19 protein-coding genes are annotated in these 19,636 nt (G+C 63.0%); 13 read left to right on the top strand and 6 right to left on the bottom strand.

The features are described 5' to 3' along the window. The first annotated feature begins 139 nt into the window (after positions 1-139). Positions 140-1,072 carry a KPN_02809 family neutral zinc metallopeptidase gene (ypfJ, locus tag AC1D1N_RS11365; protein WP_142866943.1) on the top strand — a complete coding sequence of 311 codons (933 nt, stop codon included), beginning with the start codon at positions 140-142 and terminating at the stop codon, positions 1,070-1,072. Positions 1,073-1,241: 169 nt separating this feature from the next. Continuing rightward, a complete protein-coding gene (locus tag AC1D1N_RS11360; protein ID WP_477348600.1) occupies positions 1,242-2,510 on the top strand; it encodes a TCR/Tet family MFS transporter in 1,269 nt (422 codons plus the stop codon). A 214-nt stretch (positions 2,511-2,724) separates the two neighbouring features. Here the strand turns inward: AC1D1N_RS11360 and carA are convergent, their stop codons facing one another. Then, complete coding sequence (gene carA, locus AC1D1N_RS11355; RefSeq protein WP_477348598.1) at positions 2,725-3,942, bottom strand: glutamine-hydrolyzing carbamoyl-phosphate synthase small subunit; 1,218 nt, start codon at positions 3,940-3,942, stop codon at positions 2,725-2,727. 253 nt (positions 3,943-4,195) lie between these two features. Between carA and AC1D1N_RS11350 the strand changes: the two genes are divergently transcribed. The 3 genes from AC1D1N_RS11350 (at position 4,196) to AC1D1N_RS11340 (ending at position 6,184) form a co-directional block, all read left to right on the top strand. Beyond that, positions 4,196-4,645 carry a GatB/YqeY domain-containing protein gene (locus tag AC1D1N_RS11350; protein WP_436260965.1) on the top strand — a complete coding sequence of 150 codons (450 nt, stop codon included), beginning with the start codon at positions 4,196-4,198 and terminating at the stop codon, positions 4,643-4,645. A 219-nt stretch (positions 4,646-4,864) separates the two neighbouring features. Then, positions 4,865-5,584 carry a DNA helicase gene (locus tag AC1D1N_RS11345; RefSeq protein ID WP_477348595.1) on the top strand — a complete coding sequence of 240 codons (720 nt, stop codon included), beginning with the start codon at positions 4,865-4,867 and terminating at the stop codon, positions 5,582-5,584. Positions 5,585-5,626: 42 nt separating this feature from the next. Next, complete coding sequence (locus AC1D1N_RS11340) at positions 5,627-6,184, top strand: GNAT family N-acetyltransferase (RefSeq protein WP_436260964.1); 558 nt, start codon at positions 5,627-5,629, stop codon at positions 6,182-6,184. Positions 6,185-6,187: 3 nt separating this feature from the next. Here the strand turns inward: AC1D1N_RS11340 and AC1D1N_RS11335 are convergent, their stop codons facing one another. The 3 genes from AC1D1N_RS11335 to AC1D1N_RS11325 form a co-directional block, all read right to left on the bottom strand. Then, positions 6,188-7,369 carry an MFS transporter gene (locus tag AC1D1N_RS11335; protein ID WP_436260963.1) on the bottom strand — a complete coding sequence of 394 codons (1,182 nt, stop codon included), beginning with the start codon at positions 7,367-7,369 and terminating at the stop codon, positions 6,188-6,190. Between the two features lie 129 nt (positions 7,370-7,498). Next, positions 7,499-7,708, bottom strand: coding sequence for a DUF2061 domain-containing protein (locus AC1D1N_RS11330; protein WP_142866937.1), 210 nt, complete (start codon positions 7,706-7,708; stop codon positions 7,499-7,501). A 92-nt stretch (positions 7,709-7,800) separates the two neighbouring features. Then, positions 7,801-9,465 (bottom strand): Na/Pi cotransporter family protein, encoded by a 1,665-nt coding sequence (locus AC1D1N_RS11325; protein WP_477348592.1) that lies wholly within the window; start codon positions 9,463-9,465, stop codon positions 7,801-7,803. A 409-nt stretch (positions 9,466-9,874) separates the two neighbouring features. Between AC1D1N_RS11325 and AC1D1N_RS11320 the strand changes: the two genes are divergently transcribed. The 3 genes from AC1D1N_RS11320 to rpoD all read left to right on the top strand — a co-directional run bounded on the left by AC1D1N_RS11320 (position 9,875) and on the right by rpoD (position 14,803). Further along, the gene (locus AC1D1N_RS11320) at positions 9,875-10,267 is read left to right on the top strand and encodes an RcnB family protein (protein ID WP_477348591.1); all 393 of its coding nucleotides are present in this window, start codon (positions 9,875-9,877) and stop codon (positions 10,265-10,267) included. Positions 10,268-10,415: 148 nt separating this feature from the next. Beyond that, a complete protein-coding gene (gene dnaG / locus AC1D1N_RS11315; RefSeq protein ID WP_477348589.1) occupies positions 10,416-12,356 on the top strand; it encodes a DNA primase in 1,941 nt (646 codons plus the stop codon). A 419-nt stretch (positions 12,357-12,775) separates the two neighbouring features. Further along, a complete protein-coding gene (gene rpoD, locus AC1D1N_RS11310; RefSeq protein ID WP_477348587.1) occupies positions 12,776-14,803 on the top strand; it encodes an RNA polymerase sigma factor RpoD in 2,028 nt (675 codons plus the stop codon). A 75-nt stretch (positions 14,804-14,878) separates the two neighbouring features. Here the strand turns inward: rpoD and AC1D1N_RS11305 are convergent, their stop codons facing one another. After that, a complete protein-coding gene (locus AC1D1N_RS11305; protein ID WP_477348585.1) occupies positions 14,879-15,934 on the bottom strand; it encodes a TauD/TfdA family dioxygenase in 1,056 nt (351 codons plus the stop codon). A gap of 315 nt (positions 15,935-16,249) precedes the next feature. On the opposite strand from AC1D1N_RS11305, the gene AC1D1N_RS11300 reads away from it, so the two are divergent. The 3 genes from AC1D1N_RS11300 (at position 16,250) to AC1D1N_RS11290 (ending at position 17,731) form a co-directional block, all read left to right on the top strand. Continuing rightward, positions 16,250-16,543, top strand: coding sequence for a GYD domain-containing protein (locus AC1D1N_RS11300; RefSeq protein ID WP_112563285.1), 294 nt, complete (start codon positions 16,250-16,252; stop codon positions 16,541-16,543). A 93-nt stretch (positions 16,544-16,636) separates the two neighbouring features. Beyond that, positions 16,637-17,266: a sulfotransferase family 2 domain-containing protein gene (locus tag AC1D1N_RS11295; protein WP_477348583.1), complete on the top strand. Its 630-nt coding sequence runs from the start codon at positions 16,637-16,639 to the stop codon at positions 17,264-17,266. An 84-nt stretch (positions 17,267-17,350) separates the two neighbouring features. Continuing rightward, positions 17,351-17,731, top strand: a complete 381-nt coding sequence (locus AC1D1N_RS11290; protein ID WP_477348581.1) for a thiol-disulfide oxidoreductase DCC family protein — start codon at positions 17,351-17,353, stop codon at positions 17,729-17,731. Between the two features lie 43 nt (positions 17,732-17,774). Here the strand turns inward: AC1D1N_RS11290 and AC1D1N_RS11285 are convergent, their stop codons facing one another. Further along, the gene (locus AC1D1N_RS11285; RefSeq protein WP_112563373.1) at positions 17,775-18,032 is read right to left on the bottom strand and encodes a DUF2798 domain-containing protein; all 258 of its coding nucleotides are present in this window, start codon (positions 18,030-18,032) and stop codon (positions 17,775-17,777) included. Positions 18,033-18,304: 272 nt separating this feature from the next. On the opposite strand from AC1D1N_RS11285, the gene AC1D1N_RS11280 reads away from it, so the two are divergent. Continuing rightward, positions 18,305-18,976 (top strand): PadR family transcriptional regulator, encoded by a 672-nt coding sequence (locus tag AC1D1N_RS11280; protein WP_477348579.1) that lies wholly within the window; start codon positions 18,305-18,307, stop codon positions 18,974-18,976. A 159-nt stretch (positions 18,977-19,135) separates the two neighbouring features. Next, entirely contained in the window at positions 19,136-19,432 is a 297-nt protein-coding gene (locus AC1D1N_RS11275) for an HlyU family transcriptional regulator (protein WP_477348577.1), read from the top strand. Positions 19,433-19,636: the final 204 nt, after the last annotated feature.

Raw genomic sequence — 19,636 nt, 5'->3', positions numbered from 1 at the left:
CCAGAGCGCGAAGCCGCGATGCCGGCGGCGCGAAAAATACTGTGACTTGGTGCAACCATTGGGATATTCGTTTGTTGGGTCGGACCGGGCCATACCATCGGCCGGGTCTGCCGGGAATTTTGCATTACGGGGAGTTGCCATGCTCTGGAAGGGCCGCCGTCAGAGTGACAACGTCGAGGACGAGCGCAGCGACAGCGGCGGCGGTGGTTTCGGCGGCGGCAGCCCTGGCCAGTTCCGCGTCCCGATCGGCGGCCGCACCGGTGGCGGCGGCAGCATCCTGCTCGTCATCCTTGTGGTGCTGGCCGGATGGTATTTCGGCTTCGATCCGTCGCAGATCCTGGGCAGCGGCGACAGCGGCGGTGTGCTGCCGGGGGGCGGCGGCCAGATCACCGACAACAGCGGCGGCCAGGACGAGGGTGCCGGCACGCCTGCTTCCGACGAGATGAAGCAGTTCGTGGCGACGGTGCTCGCCGAGACCGAAGAGACCTGGACCGGCATTTTCCAGTCACAGGGCCTGAAGTACGAGGACCCGAAGCTGGTGCTGTTCAGCGGCCAGATCCGCTCGGCCTGCGGCTCCGCCTCGACGGCAGCCGGCCCCTTCTATTGTCCCGGCGACCATAAGGTCTACCTCGACACCACCTTCTTCCAGCAGCTCGACCAGCAGTTCGGCGCCTCGGGCGATTTCGCTCAGGCCTATGTGATCGCCCATGAGGTCGGTCACCATGTGCAGAACCTCACCGGCATCCTGCCCAAGTTCAACCAGATGCGTCAGTCCATGGGCGAGGCGGAAGCCAACCAGATGTCGGTGCGGATCGAGTTGCAGGCAGACTGCTTCGCCGGTGTCTGGGCACACTTCACCGGGCAGAAAGGCATTCTGGAACAGGGCGACATCGAAGAGGCGCTGAACGCCGCCAAGCAGATCGGCGACGACACGCTGCAGAAGAAGATGCAGGGCTATGTCGTTCCGGAAAGCTTCAACCATGGCACCTCGCAGCAGCGGCAGACCTGGTTGGCGCGTGGCTACAAGAGCGGCAAGCTGTCGGATTGCAACACGCTGACGGGTCCAATCTGACGAGACTGTCTCAGGCCCGCAGTTCCCAGCGTAAACCAACCGCCAACTTGCCGTCAGGGAATGTCAGGATCAACGATTCCTGCGCGTTCCCTTATTGTTCCGGAATGACGCCTCGCCTATAAGGGGCGCCCGCCTTCGCCCAAAGGCGGCCCAGGGAGCAGGCACCATCATGATCGACCCCAAAACCGCCAGGCGGGGCCTTGCGCTCGTCTTCACCACGCTGCTGCTCGATATTATCGGTTTCGGCATGATCATGCCGGTGTTGCCGGCTTTCTTGAGGGAGTTGAGCGGCGTCCGCATCAGCGAAGCGGCGATCGAGGGCGGCTGGCTGTTCTTCGTCTATGCCGCGATGCAGTTCTTCTTCGCGCCGATCATGGGCGGCTTGAGCGACCGCTTCGGGCGGCGGCCGATCCTGCTTGCCTCGGTGCTCACCTTCTCCATCGACAATCTGATCTGCGCCATCGCCTGGTCCTATCCGATGCTGTTCATCGGCCGCGTGCTGGCTGGTATTTCGGGCGCCAGCTATTCCACGACATCGGCCTTCATTGCCGACATTTCGAACGATGAGAACCGGGCGAAGAATTTCGGCCTGCTCGGCATTGCCTTCGGCGTCGGCTTCGTCATCGGCCCGGTGCTGGGCGGGCTGCTCGGTACGTTCGGGCCGCGCGTGCCGTTCTATTTCGCCGCCGGGCTTGCCTTCGTGAATTTTTTGATCGCGCTGTTCTTCCTGCCGGAAACGCTGGAGCAGAAGCACCGCCGCCGCTTCGAATGGAAGCGCGCCAACCCGGTCGGCACGCTCATGCAGATGCGCCAATACCAAGGGATCGGCTGGATCGGGCTCGCCTTCTTCCTGATGACGCTCGGCCACATGATGTATCCGGCGGTGTGGTCGTTCGTCTCCAATTACCGCTATGGCTGGAGCGAGCAGCAGATCGGCTTCTCGCTCGGCGCCTTCGGCCTGTGCGGCGCGATCGTCATGGCGACAGTGCTGCCGCGCGTGATCCCAAAACTTGGCGAATGGAGGACGGCGGTCATTGGTCTCACATTCACGGCCGCCAGCGCCTTCGGCTACGCCTTCGCTTCGCAAGGCTGGATGATCTATGCGGTGATCGTCGTCGGCTGCCTGGAAGCGCTGGCCGATCCGCCGCTGAGGAGCCTCGCCGCCGCCAAGGTGCCGCCTTCGGCGCAGGGCGAATTGCAGGGCGCGATGACCTCGATCTTCTCGATCACCTCGATCATCACGCCGCTGCTCTACACCGCAATCTTTTCCTGGTTCACCGGGCCGAATGCGCCCGTGACCTTCGGCGGCGCGCCTTATCTGCTCGGCGCGTGCTTCCTGACGCTTGCAGTCATCGTCTTTGTCACAAAGGTGGCGAGGCCGGCGGCCCGGGCAAATGTCACCACCGGTGTTGCTGCGGAAGATGGAGCACAGGTATGAGGCACGTCAGCCGCATTGCGCTGACCAGGGACGGGAGTATCGCTGTGGCGCCTGGTCTTCGGCGCCTGGCGCCTGCTCGACGGCGCTGCGCGCCTCCGGAACGATGAAACCGAGCGGTTGTCAGCCATGGTCAAGGCGCTGGAGATAAATCTCGACCGCCAGCAATGGTTCGCCATTCTGGAGGCAAGCGAAGGCCGGCCGGTGGCGTAGAGGCTCAGGCCCGCTCGGTTAGCAATTCCTCGCCACGCTTTTCGCGGATCAAATTGACGAAGCGGCGAAACAGGTAGTGCGAGTCCTGTGGGCCTGGCGAAGCCTCGGGATGATGCTGGACCGAGAACACCGGGCGTCCCGTCAACGCGATGCCGCAATTCGAGCCGTCGAACAGCGAGACATGGGTTTCCTCGACGCCTTCCGGCAGCGAGTCGGCATCGACGGCAAAGCCGTGGTTCATCGAGACGATCTCGACCTTGCCGGTGGTATGATCCTTGACCGGATGGTTGGCGCCGTGGTGGCCCTGATGCATCTTGGCGGTCTTGCCGCCCAGCGCCAGCGCCAGCATCTGGTGACCGAGGCAGATGCCGAACACCGGAATGTCGGTCTTGAGCAGATCCTGGATCACCGGCACGGCGTAGTCGCCGGTTGCTTCCGGATCGCCGGGACCGTTGGAGAGGAAGATGCCGTCGGGCTGCATGGCCAGGATCTCTTCCGAACCGGTGCTCGCCGGAACCACGGTCACCTTGGCGCCGAGGCCGGAAAGCAGGCGCAATATGTTGCGCTTGACGCCGTAGTCGATGGCGACGACGTGCATGGACGGTTCGGCCTGTTCGCCAAAACCTTCGTTCCACACCCAGGGCGTTTCGCGCCAGACCGAGGACTGGCCGGAGGTGACCTCCTTGGCAAGGTCGAGCCCGATCAGGCCCGACCAGGCGGCGGCGCGGCGCTTGAGGTCGTCGACGTCGAAGACGCCGTCGGGCGCATGGGCGATGACGGCGTTGGGCATGCCCTTCTCGCGGATCAGCGCGGTCAGGGCGCGGGTGTCGATGCCGGACAGCGCGACGATGCCGCGCTTCTTCAGCCACTGGTCAAGATGGCCGGCCGCACGGTAGTTGGACGGGTTGGTGACATCGGCCTTGAACACGGCGCCGACGGCGCCGGCGCGGGCGATCGGGTTCAAGTCCTCGATGTCTTCGTCATTGGTGCCGATATTGCCGATATGCGGGAAGGTGAAGGTGACGATCTGGCCGGCATAGGACGGGTCGGTGAGGATTTCCTGGTAGCCGGTCAGCGCGGTGTTGAAGCAGACTTCGGCAACGGCGGAGCCGGCGGCGCCGAGACCGCGACCCTCGATGACGGTGCCGTCGGCCAGCACCAGAAGGGCGGTCGGCTTTTCGGTTGCCCAGGCGGGGGTCAATGCGGGCGTCATCTCGGCCATGGCGGCGCTCCTGTCAGGTTGCGCGTTTCGACGGTTCTGCGCCGCAAACGGCGCGGCCGATCTCTCGAGCCTGCGCGCATCAATTCATTGTCTTATGCAAGGCCGAGTACATAGGGGAAGGCGCCAGAGCGGTCAATGATGCCGGGCCAAATCCGGCGGGCATTTGTTTCGTCGAACGATATCAAGGGCTTGGCACGTTTGCTTTACGAGTTCGCCACGGTTATTGTCCGCGCCGTTCGAAGGAGAAAGCATCATGCGCGCAAAAATCGCCGAATCCCTGAAGAGCGCGATGAAGGCGCAGGACAAGCACCGGCTGCCGACATTGCGGCTGATCCAGGCCGCCGTCCACGACCGCGACATCGCCAATCGCGGCTCGGGCAAGGAGCCCGCCAGCGACGAGGAGATCCTGCAGATCCTGGCCAAGATGGTGAAGCAGCGCGAGGAGTCGGCCAAGGCGTTCGAAGACGGCAAGCGGCCGGAACTGGCGGCCCAGGAGCGCGGCGAGATGGAGATCATCCGCGGCTTCCTGCCGACGCAGCTGGACGATGCGGCCGTGGCCGCGGCGGCCCGCGAGGCGATCGCGGCGACCGGTGCCGCCAGCCAGAAGGACATGGGCAAGGTGATCGCCGCGCTGAAGCAGAAATATGCCGGCCAGATCGACTTCGGCAAGGCAAGCGGCATCGTCAAAGGCCTGCTGCAGTAGCAGCCGGCCTTCAAGGCGTCTTGCAGCGCGTCTTGCCGTGTGGCGACGCATTTTCGATCGGCAAAGATTCAGCTATGATCTGATTCCGGCGCGCCCACGCCTCCTCCCTCCAGCGGGGAAGCATTGATCATGCGGGGCCATGCGATCATCAAAACCGACTGTTCGAGCACCAAGCATAAGGAGGGGTTGCGAAGATTGCTCGCAATAGGAGGTTTTTCGATGAGGTTGTCAGCGCCGGTCTACCATCTGAAGCGTGAAGCCAAACTCTTGGCGCGCAAAGACAATATTCCCCTTCACCAAGCGCTTGACCGCATTGCAGCCAGGGAAGGTTTCGACAACTGGAGCTTGCTTGCGAGCAAAGCCTCCGCAGCGACGCCTGCCGGCAAATTGTTTGCGCAAATGGCGCCCGGTGACCTGGTTCTGGTGGGGGCGCGGCCGGGCCAGGGCAAGACCCTGATGAGCCTCAAGCTCGCGTTGGAGGCCATGAGGTCCGGCAATCGCGGCGTATTCTTCACCTTGGAGTACAGCGAGCGAGACGTTTTGGACCGATTTCGCGCCATCGGGGCGGACCCGGCGCAGTTCGGCGGCCTGTTCGAATTCGACAATTCCGACGCCGTCAGCGCCAACTACATCATAGGCAAACTGGGATCGGCGCCGCGTGGCACGCTGGTGGTCATAGACTATCTGCAACTGCTCGATCAGAAACGTGAAAACCCCGACCTGATGGCCCAGGTTCGGACGCTGAAGTCATTTGCCCGGGAACGAGGGCTGATCCTAGTCTTCATCTCCCAGATCGATCGATCATACGATCCGCGGATCAAGTCCTGTCCAGATATCAGCGACGTCCGCTTGCCGAACCCGCTGGATCTGTCGCTGTTCGACAAGGCATGTTTTCTCAACAAGGGCGAAGTTCGTTTCCAGGCCGGAGGCTTTGCCTAGTCTCGGCGTCGCCCTGCTTCCCGGTTCCGTGCATTGAGCATCATGATCGAAATCGTCAAACCCGCGCTCGAACATCTGCCGTCCTACAAGGCCGCGCTCGAGCGCGGCTGGTCGCCGGACAATGTCCGCCTGATGGAAGCGACGCGCGAGCAGCTTGCCGCCATGGAGGCGGATCCGGTGGCGTTCCTTGCCAGCCTCGACGATCCCGAGGCGAAGGGGCCGCCGATCGCCTTGCCCGATGGCACGACCGTGCCGCGGCTGCCCAGCTTCCGGCGCTGGATCTGGGATGGCGAGGCCGCCGGCTCGATCGGCTTTCGCTGGCAGCCCGGAACGTCGGCGCTGCCGTCGCATGTGCTCGGCCATATCGGCTATGCCGTGGTGCCGTGGAAGCGCGGACGTGGCTATGCCACCGAAGCGCTGCGGCTGATGCTCCCCAAGGCGAGGGCAGTCGGCTTGCCCTACGTCGATCTCACCACCGACCTCGACAATCCTGCCTCGCAGAAGGTGGTGCTGGCCAATGGCGGCCGGTTGGTTGGCCCGTTCATCAAGGACGCCGTATATGGCGGCGCCGAGAGCTTGTTGTTCCGGATCGATTTGTAGGCGCTACTCGGCCGCGGCCGGCAGCGGCGGCGTAGCCCTGCTGCGCCATTCCCAGATATGCGAGGCAAGCGCCACCGCCACCGCGACCAGCATGGCCATGGCGCCCACCACCGGCAGGCTGCGATAGCCGTAACCGGCATTGAGCATGGCGGCACCCAGCGATGCGGCGAGCGCGATGCCGACATTGAAGCCGGAGGGTATGAGCGAGGAGGCAAGATTGGAGGCGTCCGCCGTCCAGGCCAGGATGCGGGTCTGGATCGGCGTGCCGATGGCGAAGTTGAGGCCACCCCAGAGGACGATGGCAACGATCATCGGCAGCGGATAGGGGCTGACGGCATAGATCACGCCAAGCATCACCGCCTGCAGAGCAAGCATGGCGATCAGCGACGGCATCAGCTTCCAGTCGGAAAGCTTGCCGCCGAGGAAGACGCCGATGGTGGCGCCGACGCCGTTGAGCAGCAGCACCCAGGGGATCAGGTTTTCGTCGAGATGGGTCACTTCAAGCAGCGTCGGGGTGATGTAGGTGAACAGGCCGAACTGCCCGATCATCAGCATCAGCATCAGGATCAGCGAGGTCCAGACCTGCTGGCGCGCCAGCACGCGCACCTCGTGGCCAAGGTTGGCTGGCGGGCTCGACGCGCCCGTTTTGCGCGGCAAGAGGGCGGCCATCGCAGCAAACGCCACCACGCCAAGCGCGCACATCACCCAGAAGGTGGCGCGCCAGCCCCAGAGATTGCCGATCGCGGTGCCGGCCGGCACGCCGATGACGTTGGAAACGGTGAGGCCGGAGAGGATGACGGCGACAGCCATGCCGCGCTTGTCCTCGGGCACAAGGCCGACGGCCACCACCATGGCGACGCCGAAATAGGCTCCGTGCGCGACGGCGACCGCAATGCGCAGGAGCAGCATCGAGGCAAAGTCGGGCGCCAGCGCGCAAGCGGCCTGGCCGATGGTGAAGGCGACGGTCAGGCAAAGCAGCAGGGTTTTGCGGGAAAAGCCTTTGGTGGCGAGCGCCAGCAGCGGCCCGCCAACCGCGATGCCGCCGGCATAGCCGGAGACGAGATAGCCGGAGGTCGGGATCGAAACGCCCAGACCATCGGCCACTTGCGGCAATACACCGGCGATGACGAATTCGGTGGTGCCGAAAGCGAAGGCGGCGATGAACAGGGCAATGAGCGGAAGCATGGCGCGGAAGCGATCCTGAGACGAGGTCGCCTCAAATCATGGATGGCGCTTGCCGGCAATGCAGAAATTGTCGACGCCGCTTTAGGTTTTCTTGATCCGGCCCATCCCAGCTGGCGGCACCCGCCAAGTCTAAGCGGCGTTCTTCCTGCCGTAGGGGATTTTCAGCCACGCCCGCTCATGAAGGTAATACAGCAAGGATTTGGTGACGACCTCGGTGGCGCCGATGGCCGCGGCAAGCTTGATGCTGCCGGTGATGACGAGCGAGATGATCATCGTGTCGATGGTGCCGGTGGCGCGCCACGATAGCGCCTTGGCAAAGCTGCGCGAATGGGTATCCAAAGACTATCCTCCCGGTGGACTGACCCGATGCTTAGCCGAGGGAGGGCTGGGCGCGCAAAGACTAATTTCGCCGCAGCAGGCGCTTTTCGGGCTCAGCTGGCCTTCAGCCTCGACCCACCGAGCAGGCCGCGCTCTTCCAGCACCGGATAGGCCATCGAGGCAAGCAGCGAGTTGATCTGCTTGAGGTCGCGGATGGTGTCGAGGTGGATGGAGCTGGTCTCGACGCTTTTGGCGGTGCCGTCGCGCAGGCGCACGAAATGGCTGGCGCTGGTTTCCTTCTCGCGGTCGCGCAGTCGGTCCTTTTCCAGCACCAGCTGGCGCGCGGCCTCGGGGTCGCGGGACACCAGCACATTGAAGGCGAGCCTGGCATTGGCCAGCACCGAGGCATGGAAGGCGCTGAGTTCGCGCCAGCCTTCGGGCGTGAACTCCAGCCCGCGCTCAAGCTTCTTCTTCACATGCACCAGCATGTTGCGCACGATGATGTCGCCAACCTGCTCGAGCTTGACGCAGGCTCCGATCAATTCCTGGCAGCGGAGGGCCTCGTCCTCTGTGAGCGAGTTCCTGGTCAGTTTGGCCAGATAGAGCTTGATCGCCGCGTGCTTCCTGTCGACGCGGTCGTCAAGTGCGGCCAGCGCCTTGATCTTGTCGGCGTCGGCGCTCTCGTAGAGTTCGATGATGCGCTTCAGCATGATCTCGACCGTTTCGCAGACCCGCACCACCTCGCGGGTGGCATTGGCCAGCGCCTGGCTCGGCACGTCCAGCGCGCTGTCGTTGAGCGCGGAAAGCTCGATGACGTCGAGAGCTGCGGCCGGTTCGGACTTGGTGCCCATCGCCACGATCTTCTCCGAAACGCGATAGACCAGACCGGCCAGCGGCAGGCCGGCGAGCAGGATCAGCACATTGAAGAGGATGTGGGCGTTGACGATCTGGTCGGGCACGGTGGCGCCGAGGAAGGCGACCGGCGGCTTCAGCATCATGAACAGGATCAGCATCACCAGCGAGCCCATGCCGCGCATCAACAGATTGCCGATCGGCACGACGCGCACGCCAGGCTCGGCGTTGCGGGTGAGCAGCGGCGCGATGATCGAGGAGCCGAGATTGACGCCGAGCACCAGCACGATGCCGAGTTCCGGCGGGATGAAACCGCGGCCGGCCAGCGTCACCAAAAGCAGCACCGCGGCGATCGAGGAGTGGAACAGCCAGGTGATGAGGGCTGCAAGCAGATAGGCGGTGACGAAATCGCCTGAGAAGTAGTTGACGATGAGCGGCATCAGCGTGCTCTGGCGCAGCGGCTCGGACGCCTGGCCGATCATCTCGAGCGACAGAAGCAAAAGGCCGATGCCGACCAGAATGCGGCCGGACTGGCGCCAGTCGCGCCGCTCGGTGGCCATGAACATGACGGTGCCGGCGACAAGGCAGATCGGCACCAGCAGCGTCAGATCGAAAGTCAGCAGCTTGACCACCAGCGCCGAGCCGATTTCGGCGCCGCGCACCGCCAACTGGCCCGACATGCCCGACACGATGCCGGCGCCGGCGAAGGAGCCGACGAGAAGCGTGACCGCGGTCGAGCTCTGCAGCGCAATCGACAGGCCGCAGCCGGCCAGCACCGCCATGATCGGATTGCGCATGGTGGCGCGCAGCCGGTGGCGCAGCACATCGCCATAGGCGCGCTCGACGCCGGTCTTGACCATCCGGGTGGCGAACAGCATCAGCGCCACGGCGCCGGCCAGATGCAGGAGAACGACCGAACCGCTCATGTCGACGCCTGCATGCAGACAGGACGCGCGATGCTGACAGCGAGACGCCTGGAGGGGACAACGAGGATGCGAATCATGATCATGACAGTCGCTTAATATTAGCTGGAATATTTTAGCCGGATAATAAAATTTGTCGATTCCAAGGGGCCGTCGCGACGCGACAGGCCGTGTCGGAAAATAGACGGACGCGCAGGAAAATAGACGGACGCGCAGATGACTGCACGGCGGGTTCATGGCACGGCAGTGGACTGGCGAAGTTTGCCGCGCCTTTGGCGACAACCTTTGTGATGATTTTTAAATATCTGATATAAGCGAATGATTTCATTACATAATTGTAATGCTGACGTTCAGTTTCAGTTCATCCTTCGGGCGCTATTCCCTGGGCATCAACATCCAAGGAGCCCCCGTTATGAAACGCATTGTTCTTTCCACCCTCGCTTTCTCGATGCTGGCCGCGACTTCGCTTGCCGGCGAGGCCGCACCGATGAACACGCCGGCTGCACCGCAGTCGAACTACACCAACGTCGACTGGCAGAAGCCCACCAACAGGGATGTCAAGAAGCGTGTCATCCAGAAGCGCGTGATCCATAAGCGTTTCGAAAGGAAGGTGGTCGTGAAGCGGAACCATTGGCGCAATGGCCAGAAATATTCCGGCTGGAGGCAGCACCAGCCGATCCGCGACTATGGCCGATATGGCCTGCATCGTCCCGGCCGCGGCCAGGAATGGATCCGCGTCGGCAACGACTATGTGCTGGTGAGCATCCTGTCCGGCATCATCTTCGGCGCCATTGCCGCGCAGTAAGCCTACCAGCGCACTGCTGGAGCTTGAAAGGAGGCAGGCGGCCGGCAACGGCCGCCTTTCTTTTTGCCTGTGGAAACCGGGTATGGCCGGTATTCGGGGTCGTCGGATTTCGCCGGCATGATTATATGTTGGGGAAACGAGTTCCCCGATGCGCTTTCCACCCGCCTTTCTCGACGAGATACGCGACCGTGTGCCGATTTCATCGGTTATCGGCCAGCGCGTCGCGTGGGACAGGAAGAAGACCAACGCGTCGCGCGGCGACTATTGGGCGTGCTGCCCGTTCCATGGCGAGAAGAGCCCATCCTTTCACTGCGAGGACAAGAAGGGCCGCTACCACTGCTTCGGCTGCTCGGTGTCGGGCGGTCATTTCAAATTCCTGACCGAACTCGACGGCATGAGTTTTCCCGAAGCGGTCGAGAAGATCGCCGAGATGGCCGGCGTGCCGATGCCGGTGCGCGACGAACGGGAGGAACAGCGCGAGAAGGAACGCGCCAGCCTGACCGACGTCATGGAGATGGCGACCGCTTTCTTCCAGGAGCGGCTGCAGGGACCGGAAGGCGCCAAGGCGCGCGCCTATCTCAGGGACCGCGGGCTCACACCGGCGACGCAGCAATCGTTCCGGCTGGGCTATGCGCCGGACAGCCGCAACGCGCTGAAGGAGCATCTTGCCGCCAAGGGCGTGCCCAAGGCCGATATTGAGGCCTGCGGGCTGGTGCGCCATGGCGACGACATCCCGGTCTCCTATGACTGGTTCCGCGACAGGATCATGTTCCCGATCCCGGATTCGCGTGGAAAGATCATCGCCTTCGGCGGCCGCGCGCTGGCCGCCGATGCGCTGGCCAAATACATGAACTCGCCCGACACCGAGCTCTTCCACAAGGGCAATGTGCTCTACAATTTCGCCCGCGCCCGCAAAGCGCTCGCAAAGGGCGGTACGGTGATTGCCGTCGAAGGCTATATGGACGTCATCGCGCTGGCGCAGGCCGGCTTCGAAAATGCCGTGGCGCCGCTCGGCACCGCGCTCACCGAAAACCAGCTCGAACTTCTGTGGCGCATGGCTCCCGAGCCGATGCTGTGCTTCGACGGCGACCAGGCTGGGATGAAGGCGGCGTGGCGCGCCGCCGACATGGCGCTGCCGTCGATCCAGCCGGGACGCACGGCGCGCTTTGCCCTGCTGCCCGAGGGCAAGGACCCCGACGATCTGGTCAAGGCCGAAGGGCCGGACGCCTTTCGCGCCGTGCTCGCCGAAGCGCGGCCGCTGGCCGACCTGCTCTGGATGCGCGAGACGGCAGGCGGCGTCTTCGACACGCCGGAGCGGCGGGCGGAGCTGGAAAAGACGCTGCGCGAACTGACCAGCCGCATCCGCGACGAGAGCCTGCGCTACCACTACCAGCAGGAGATGCGCGAGCGCGTGCTGAACTTCTTCGGCTCGCAGCGCAGTGCCCGCCAGGGTCGTCAGGATTGGAAACCGGGGCAGGGCAAAACGGCCGCACCCGGCGGGCAGTTCGCGAAAGGCGGCGGCGTCGGCGCGCGCGCCGCGATCACCGAAAGCCTTGGCCGCTCCGCCATGGTCAAGCGCGGCGGCGAGATGATGTCGGTGCGCGAGGCGACGATCATCGTCGCACTCGTCAACCATCCGGCGCTGATCGACGAGAATTTCGCCCATGTCGAGTTCCTCGATCTCGCCAACACCGACCTGAAGCGGCTTCACGCGGCCATCCTCGATGCCATGGCGCATGACATGGCCAATGACCGCGACGCGGTGATCGCCACGATCGAGCGCGCCGGCTGCAGCGAGATCTGGGGGCGGGCGGTGATGCTGATCAAACGCGCCCGGCAATGGCCGGCGCTGGAAACCGCCGCCCTTGACGATGCCCGTGACGCCTTCAACCAGGCGCTACACTTGCAGCGCAGCGCGCGCACCTTACATAAAGAGCTCAAGCAGGCGGAAGCAGCGCTCGCCAGCGATCCCACAGACGAAAACTACCGGCATCTCGTCGAGATTCAGGCGCAATTTCGTGATGTGCAGGCAACGGAAGCGCTGATCGAAGGGTTCGGCGTGTCCTCGGGCAAGGCTGGACGCGTGTAGGTTGAAACCTGCGCAAGAGTGAAGTTGAAACGTGCTGCGCGTCGAATCGACGCCTCTAAGTCGGGTAATTGATTCGCTTTTTTGATGCGAATCATGCGAGAGGCGCTTGACCTTCTGGCAGAATGACGGAATCAGGACGATTCGAAACCTTAACCCGTGCCGGCGTCGATGGGAAATGCAGCGATGTGAGGTGCTGATCACTGGACAGGCTGTTAGCCTGCCACAGATATCAGGGTTAATCTGGACTTAATGCATGTCGCCCAAAAGTGAAAACCGGTTTTGGGGCACGATATGAACCAAACAAAAGAGTTGATGCGGTTACCGGCCCGGTGAAGCGCGTTTCGTCACGAGCGCATAATTTGACCGGTGCGGCAGCTTACGCGGCTTCGATGTTCGGCCGCTAGGAGAAGATAAAGACTATGGCGACAAAGGAAAAGGAAGAGGTCGAGACCGAACGTGAAGGCGCCACCGATGGCCCGCTGCTCGACCTTTCCGATGATGCTGTCAAGAAGATGATCAAGGCCGCCAAGAAGCGCGGCTATGTGACCCTCGACGAGCTGAATGCGGTGCTGCCGTCGGAAGAGACCGATCCGGATCGCATCGAAGACATCAATGCGATGCTGTCCGACATGGGCATCAACGTGGTCGAGGACGACGACCAGGGCGAGGAGCCCGAGGCCGCCGACAGCAATGCCGACGCTGAGGAAGACGCCAACGAACTGGCCGAGCAGACCGGCACCGCCGTCGCCGCCACGACCACCAAGAAAGAGCCGACCGACCGCACCGATGATCCGGTGCGCATGTATCTGCGCGAAATGGGCTCGGTCGAGCTCCTGTCGCGCGAGGGCGAAATCGCGATCGCCAAGCGCATCGAGGCCGGCCGCGAGACGATGATCGCGGGCCTCTGCGAAAGCCCGCTGACCTTCCAGGCCATCATCATCTGGCGCGACGAGCTCAACGAATCCAAGATCCTGCTGCGCGAGATCATCGACCTCGAAGCCACCTATGCCGGCCCCGAAGCCAAGCAGGCGCCGGTGGTGGAGCGCATCGAGGAGGCTCCGAAGCCCGAGGAAAAGCCACGCCGCGGCAGCCGTGAAGACGAAGACGACATCACCAATGTCGGCACCGATACGCGCGGCCTGGTCGATGACGACGAGGAAGATGAGGACGAGGCCAGCCTGTCGCTGGCGGCGATGGAAGCGGAACTGCGCCCGCAGGTGATGGAGACGCTCGACGTCATCGCCGACACCTACAAGAAGCTGCGCAAGCTGCAGGACCAGCAGGTCGAGAACCGGCTGGCCGCGGCCGGCACGCTGTCGCCCAGCCAGGACCGCCGGCTGAAGGAGCTGAAGGACCAGTTGATCAAGGCGGTGAAGTCGCTGTCGCTCAACACCGCGCGCATCGAGGCGCTGGTCGAGCAGCTCTACGACATCAACAAGCGCCTGGTGCAGAACGAAGGCAAGCTGTTGCGTCTGGCCGAAAGCTATGGCGTGCGCCGCGAGGAGTTCCTGAAGGAATATCAGGGCTCCGAGCTCGATCCGAACTGGACGCGCTCGATCGGCAATCTGACCTCGCGCGGCTGGAAGGAATTCACCAAGAACGAGAAGGACGCGATCAAGGATCTGCGTTCGGAGATCCAGAACCTCGCCACCGAAACGGCGATCTCGATCCTGGAATTCCGCAAGATCGTCAACCAGGTGCAGAAGGGCGAGCGCGAAGCCGCGATCGCCAAGAAGGAAATGGTCGAGGCCAATCTGCGTCTCGTCATCTCGATCGCCAAGAAGTACACCAATCGCGGCCTGCAGTTCCTCGACCTGATCCAGGAAGGCAATATCGGCCTGATGAAGGCGGTCGACAAATTCGAATACCGCCGCGGCTACAAATTCTCGACCTACGCGACATGGTGGATCCGGCAGGCAATCACGCGTTCGATCGCCGATCAGGCGCGCACCATCCGCATCCCGGTGCACATGATCGAAACGATCAACAAGATCGTGCGGACCTCGCGCCAGATGCTGCACGAGATCGGCCGCGAGCCGACGCCTGAGGAACTGGCCGAAAAGCTCGCAATGCCGCTCGAAAAAGTGCGCAAGGTGCTGAAGATCGCCAAGGAGCCGATCTCGCTCGAAACGCCGGTCGGCGACGAGGAGGATTCGCATCTCGGCGATTTCATCGAGGACAAGATGGCGATCCTGCCGATCGATGCGGCGATCCAGGCCAATCTGCGCGAGACCACCACACGCGTGCTCGCCTCGCTGACGCCGCGCGAAGAGCGCGTGCTGCGCATGCGCTTCGGCATCGGCATGAACACCGACCACACGCTGGAAGAAGTCGGCCAGCAGTTCTCGGTCACCCGCGAGCGTATCCGCCAGATCGAAGCCAAGGCGCTGCGCAAGCTCAAGCACCCGAGCCGGAGCCGCAAGCTGCGCAGCTTCCTCGACAGCTGACACTCGCCGATTGCAAAGAAATTAAGGGCGCCCATCGAGGCGCCCTTTTCGTTACAAGTGGTTCATCGAATTGCTCTACAACGGCACGTTCAGCCGTGTCCCCTTGACGATGATGCCGCCTCGGTCGCCAACTTCTATTGAGCCATAACGCTGTCTGAAGCACTCGGGCAGCGGGCGGTCGCCGGGAATCGACAGCCACAGGTGCAGCATATGGCGCCGCTTGTCGGAGTCTGGCCAATCGCGAAAACCCATGCGGTCGTGAAGCAGCGAATGATTGTAGACAAACTGCATGTCGCCGAGCCGCAGCCGCATCGACAGGTTCAGTTTCGGGTCATTGGCAAGGCTGTCGAAGAGGTCCAGCGCCTCGACATGCGCGGGGCTTAGCCGCATGGCATCCGGGAAGCGCTGCGCGCTGTCGATGTACTGGCGTTGATAGATGCCGGTCAGCAGTCCCGCGTGCCAGTTGAGGACCGGGATTTCGAAGTAGGGCTTTGCGCCTTCCGGTACCTCGCCGCGCCGGTCGGTGGCAATCGGATCGAACAGCAGACGGACCAGATCGGGCCGTCGTTTGCGCATCTCGTTGTAGATCGTCACCGTGCTTACCAGCAGGGACTCGCCACCTTGCATGGCATCTTTTAGACAGAGCAGACCGACGACGTCGGCGGAATCAGAATGAAACGTCTGGCGTTCAGCCGTCTGGTAGATGCGCGTCGTAGCGTCCCTGGCGTCGGCGCCTGTGTCGCGGACATGGCCGAGTATATGGCCCTGGGCATTCTGCGACCGTGCGCCTCCAAGATGAGCGCCAATCCCGCAGAAGATCGTTGCCGCCATTTGCGCGGAATATGTCTCGACCGGGAGGCCGCGAAGCACCTCGAACCCTATGCCTGCGATGAGTTTTTCACGAAGGGCGGCGAGATGGCCGGCAAGCCGGGGCAAGGGGAAGTCGGCCTTGCTCAGGTTGCCGATATCTTGCGAGCGGGCGAGAAAGCCGGTTGCCGCCAATTCCAGTTCCGCGACATCCTGCTTGTCCAATTCGACCAGCCAATTTTCAGGATGCTTCGCCATTTCCTCGCCAGTCCATGCGGCAGGAATTTCGATCTGTCCGGGCGGCAGGTCGATGCTCTCGCGCATGAAACTCTCCAATGGCTGGATCGGCGGGGATTTCCGCCAGGTCGATGGCCACGAACGGAGATTGCCGTAGTCAGGTGGATTATTAAACCGGCTTTCCCTGGTCGGCGCCGACAGTTTTGCGGTCGTCGCCATGCCGCCGCCTTGGCGCTTGGAGAAATCGCCTTCGCGCATCAATGGGGCTGGCCGGCGGTCCTTGCACGAAGCTCGCTGTGGGCGGATACTTCCCCGTCGGATGCGTGTTCTGGGTGACAAACCGGATGTTCGCCCCGGCTGAGATCCTCAGCCGTGCTCCGTGGCGCCGGAGGGAGGTGTGCGATGACAACCTACATCCTTTTGATGAACTGGACCGAACAGGGGGCCAGGAATGTGCGCGAGTCGCCGAAACGGCTCGATGCCGCCAAGAAGCAACTGGCTGACATGGGCGGATCGTTCAAGGCGTTTTATCTCACGATGGGCGAATGCGACATGGTGGCCGTGGTCGAGGCGCCCGACGACGCGGTGCTGGCGCGTTTTGCGCTGATGCTGGGAGCGGGTGGCAGCGTCAGGACGCGAACGCTCAAGGCTTTCCCCGAATTTGCGTATCGCGAGATCGTCACCTCGCTTGGATAGGCGGGCTGCCTGAGATAACGCGGCCGGGAGCATTTCCTGGCGGTCGATACTGGTGCCGCTTGACGGCGCCTGAGCTGCCGATATTGAGGAGAAATGCTCCTCTCGCTCGAGAAGAACTTTATTTTCATCCACATCCCGAAGACGGCCGGGACCTCGATCACCCGTGCGCTGCGGCCATGGTGTTTAAAGCCGAAGCCGACACCATGGCGGCGTCTGTTGTCGAGGCTGCCGGTGCCAGAGGCCCCGGAGAAGGTCAATTTCAAGCAGCATGACCGAGCTGCCTGGCTGCGGCGCAAATTGCCCTCCCGGCTCTATGACGGCGCCTACAAATTCGCCGTGGTGCGCAACCCTTTCGCGCTGGTCGTTTCCAATTACCAGCATTTGCGCCGGAAAACCTCGCGGCGCCGGCATCGCCAGGCGCAGCGCTGGGACTTCAAGGCGTTCCTGCGCTACCTCGAACGCAAGAACCGGCTGGCGCGGGTGGATCAGACGAGCTGGATCTCGGACAGGGATGGAAAGCTGATTATCGACGAGGTCCTGCGCTTCGAAACGCTGGGCGAGCAGTTCAATGTCCTGGCCGAGCGGCTCGGCCTTCCCGGCGAGCTTCCGCGATCGAATGTCGGGGCGCCGGTCGACTATCGCGCCCTCTACGATGAGGAGGCGAAAGCGATCGTGTGGCGGCTCTATGTCAGAGACTTCGAGCGCTTCGGCTACGAGTTCTGATCAAGCGCGGCGCTTCGCCATGTTGCGGGCCGATAGCATTGCAGGGATAGTCGGTTCCGTCCCTCAGGTCGCGGTCTGAAAGCCATGCCCAAGCCTGCGCTTACCGTCTGGTACAACACACGCTGCCCCGTCTGCGATGGCGGCATCACCAGGCAGAAACGGCGGCTGATCGAAGCGATCAAGGCTGGGCGGATCGCGTTTCGGGACATCAATCTCGAACCGGCGGCGCTCGCCGGCCACGGCGCATCGCTAGAGGACATCCGCCGCCGGCTGCATGCCACGGATGATCAGGGCAAGCTGCTGGTCGGCGCCGATGTCGCGCTTGCCGTCTGGAGGGTGACGCCGGGCGAGGGGTGGCTGGCTGCGCTGTTCGGCAATCCGGTCGCGCTTCCGCTGACCCGGTTCGCCTATGATCGCTTTGCTGACCTTCTCTATGCCTGGAATCGACGCAACGGACGTTGGTAAGGGGGCAAGCCCGAAATTGTCTTCGGGCCTGCCGTCGTGAGCCTTACCGGGCGGGCAGCTCGCATAGCCAGCCGACGATGCGTCGCACGGCCGGCAACACAAGCAGCAGCGTCGGAAACGCCACCAGCCAGGACAAGCCCCAGGCGGTGAGCCAGACAGAGGGCAGGTTGGGCTGAGGGCCAAGGCTTTTCAGCGTCGAGATGAACGAGACGATGAAGGTCATCAGCAGCGACAGCACCAGCGGGCTGACGATGGCAGCATAGCGCGCCGGCAGCTTGCCGCGCTTACGGGTCGTGGTCATTTTGGATTTCCCCTGAAGGATCCGGTCCGTCGCATCGGCATCCATTGCGCCGGAATCCCGGCGGAACTGCCCGGAAAGACCGGGGTTGGATGCGTTGCTTGACGTCAGACGCTTACGGAGAGGTTTGACTCTCACCTGCCTTTTAGCTGTCGGCGTTGGTGAAATCAACCGCTCTGCCGCCGTTCGTAGATATATCGTAAGATATATCTTGACTCGTCGAGCGTGTGCGCTTAATTAAGATATATCGTAAGATAGAACTCAAGGAGCAATCCATGCACAGACATCATCCCTTTGGCGAGCGCGCCGAGCGCGCCTTCCTGCATATGGCCGGCAAGTTCGGCGGGCGCGGCGGCGGCTTCGGCCCATTCGGTCACGGCGGACGTGGCGGCGGACGCGGCGGGCCGGGCGACATGTTTCGCGCCGGGCGCATGCTGGCCGACGGCGATCTCAAGCTGATCACGCTGTCGCTGCTGGCCGAGGCGCCGCGCCACGGCTACGACATCATCAAGGCGCTGGAAGAGCGCACCAGCGGCATCTACAGCCCGAGCCCAGGCGTCGTTTATCCGACGCTGACCTTCCTCGAAGAGGCCGGCTATGCCGCCTCTGCGGCCGACGGCAACAAGAAGGTGTTTTCGATCACCGAGGCGGGCCAGGCGCACCTCAACGAAAACCGCGAAATGATCGACGGCGTGCTCGAGCATCTCGAGCGCTTCGGCCGCAAGATGGCCAAGGCGCGCGAGTGGTTCGGCTGGAACGACGAGAGCGATGAAGGCGGGCGGCGTGGCCGCGGCCGTTCGGAAGCCCGCGACGAGTTCCGCACTGTCCGCCACCGGCTGCGTGCAGCACTCGGCGAGATCGTCGACGCGCCGGCCGAAAAGCAGGCCGAAGCAATCGCCATACTGGAAGGCGCCGCCGAAGCTCTTGAGGCGCTGTCGCGCGGCTAGCTGGTTGTGTGCATGTCGCTATCCCAAACCGCTGGGCACTTTGCGCGACATGCATTAGCGGCCGAGCCGCGGCCCTTGCCGACTTAGCCAAGGACCGCTAGTGAAAATCATCTCGCATCACACCATGTGATGCGGGATGATTGCGGTTGGAGGCTGCTCATGTCTTTTCTGAAACGTCTTTTCGGCGGCGGAGGCGGCGGTGACGCAGGCGAGCCCAAGAGCGCCGCTCCGGCAAAGCAGATCGAGCACAAGGGGTTCCTGATCAGCGCCACGCCCTACAAGGCGGACGGCCAGTACCAGACCTGCGGCGTGGTTTCGAAGGAAGTCGGCGGCGTCATGAAAGAGCACCGCTTCATCCGCGCCGACCGTTTCGCCGGTCTCGACGACGCTGTCGACATCTCGATCAAGAAGGGCATCCAGCTCGTCGACGAGCAGGGCGAGAAGATTTTCGGCTAGGTATGTCGATATTCGGGTGATGCCGGCCTGCGAATGCCGGCTTCCTGCGCTTCCGACGCTCACGTACGAAAAGTGCGCTCCACTCCGGTTCTCGGTACAGCCATTCTCGGCTCGGCCTGACCTGAATCTCAACACACCCTTGTTAGCGCCTGGTGCGTTGACAACAAAAAAGGCAGGCGATGGGCGCCTGCCTTTTTCAATTCG

The sequence above is a fragment of the Mesorhizobium sp. P2_B5 genome, from assembly GCF_056404775.1.
This window is presented reverse-complemented; position numbering and strand designations above follow the sequence as displayed.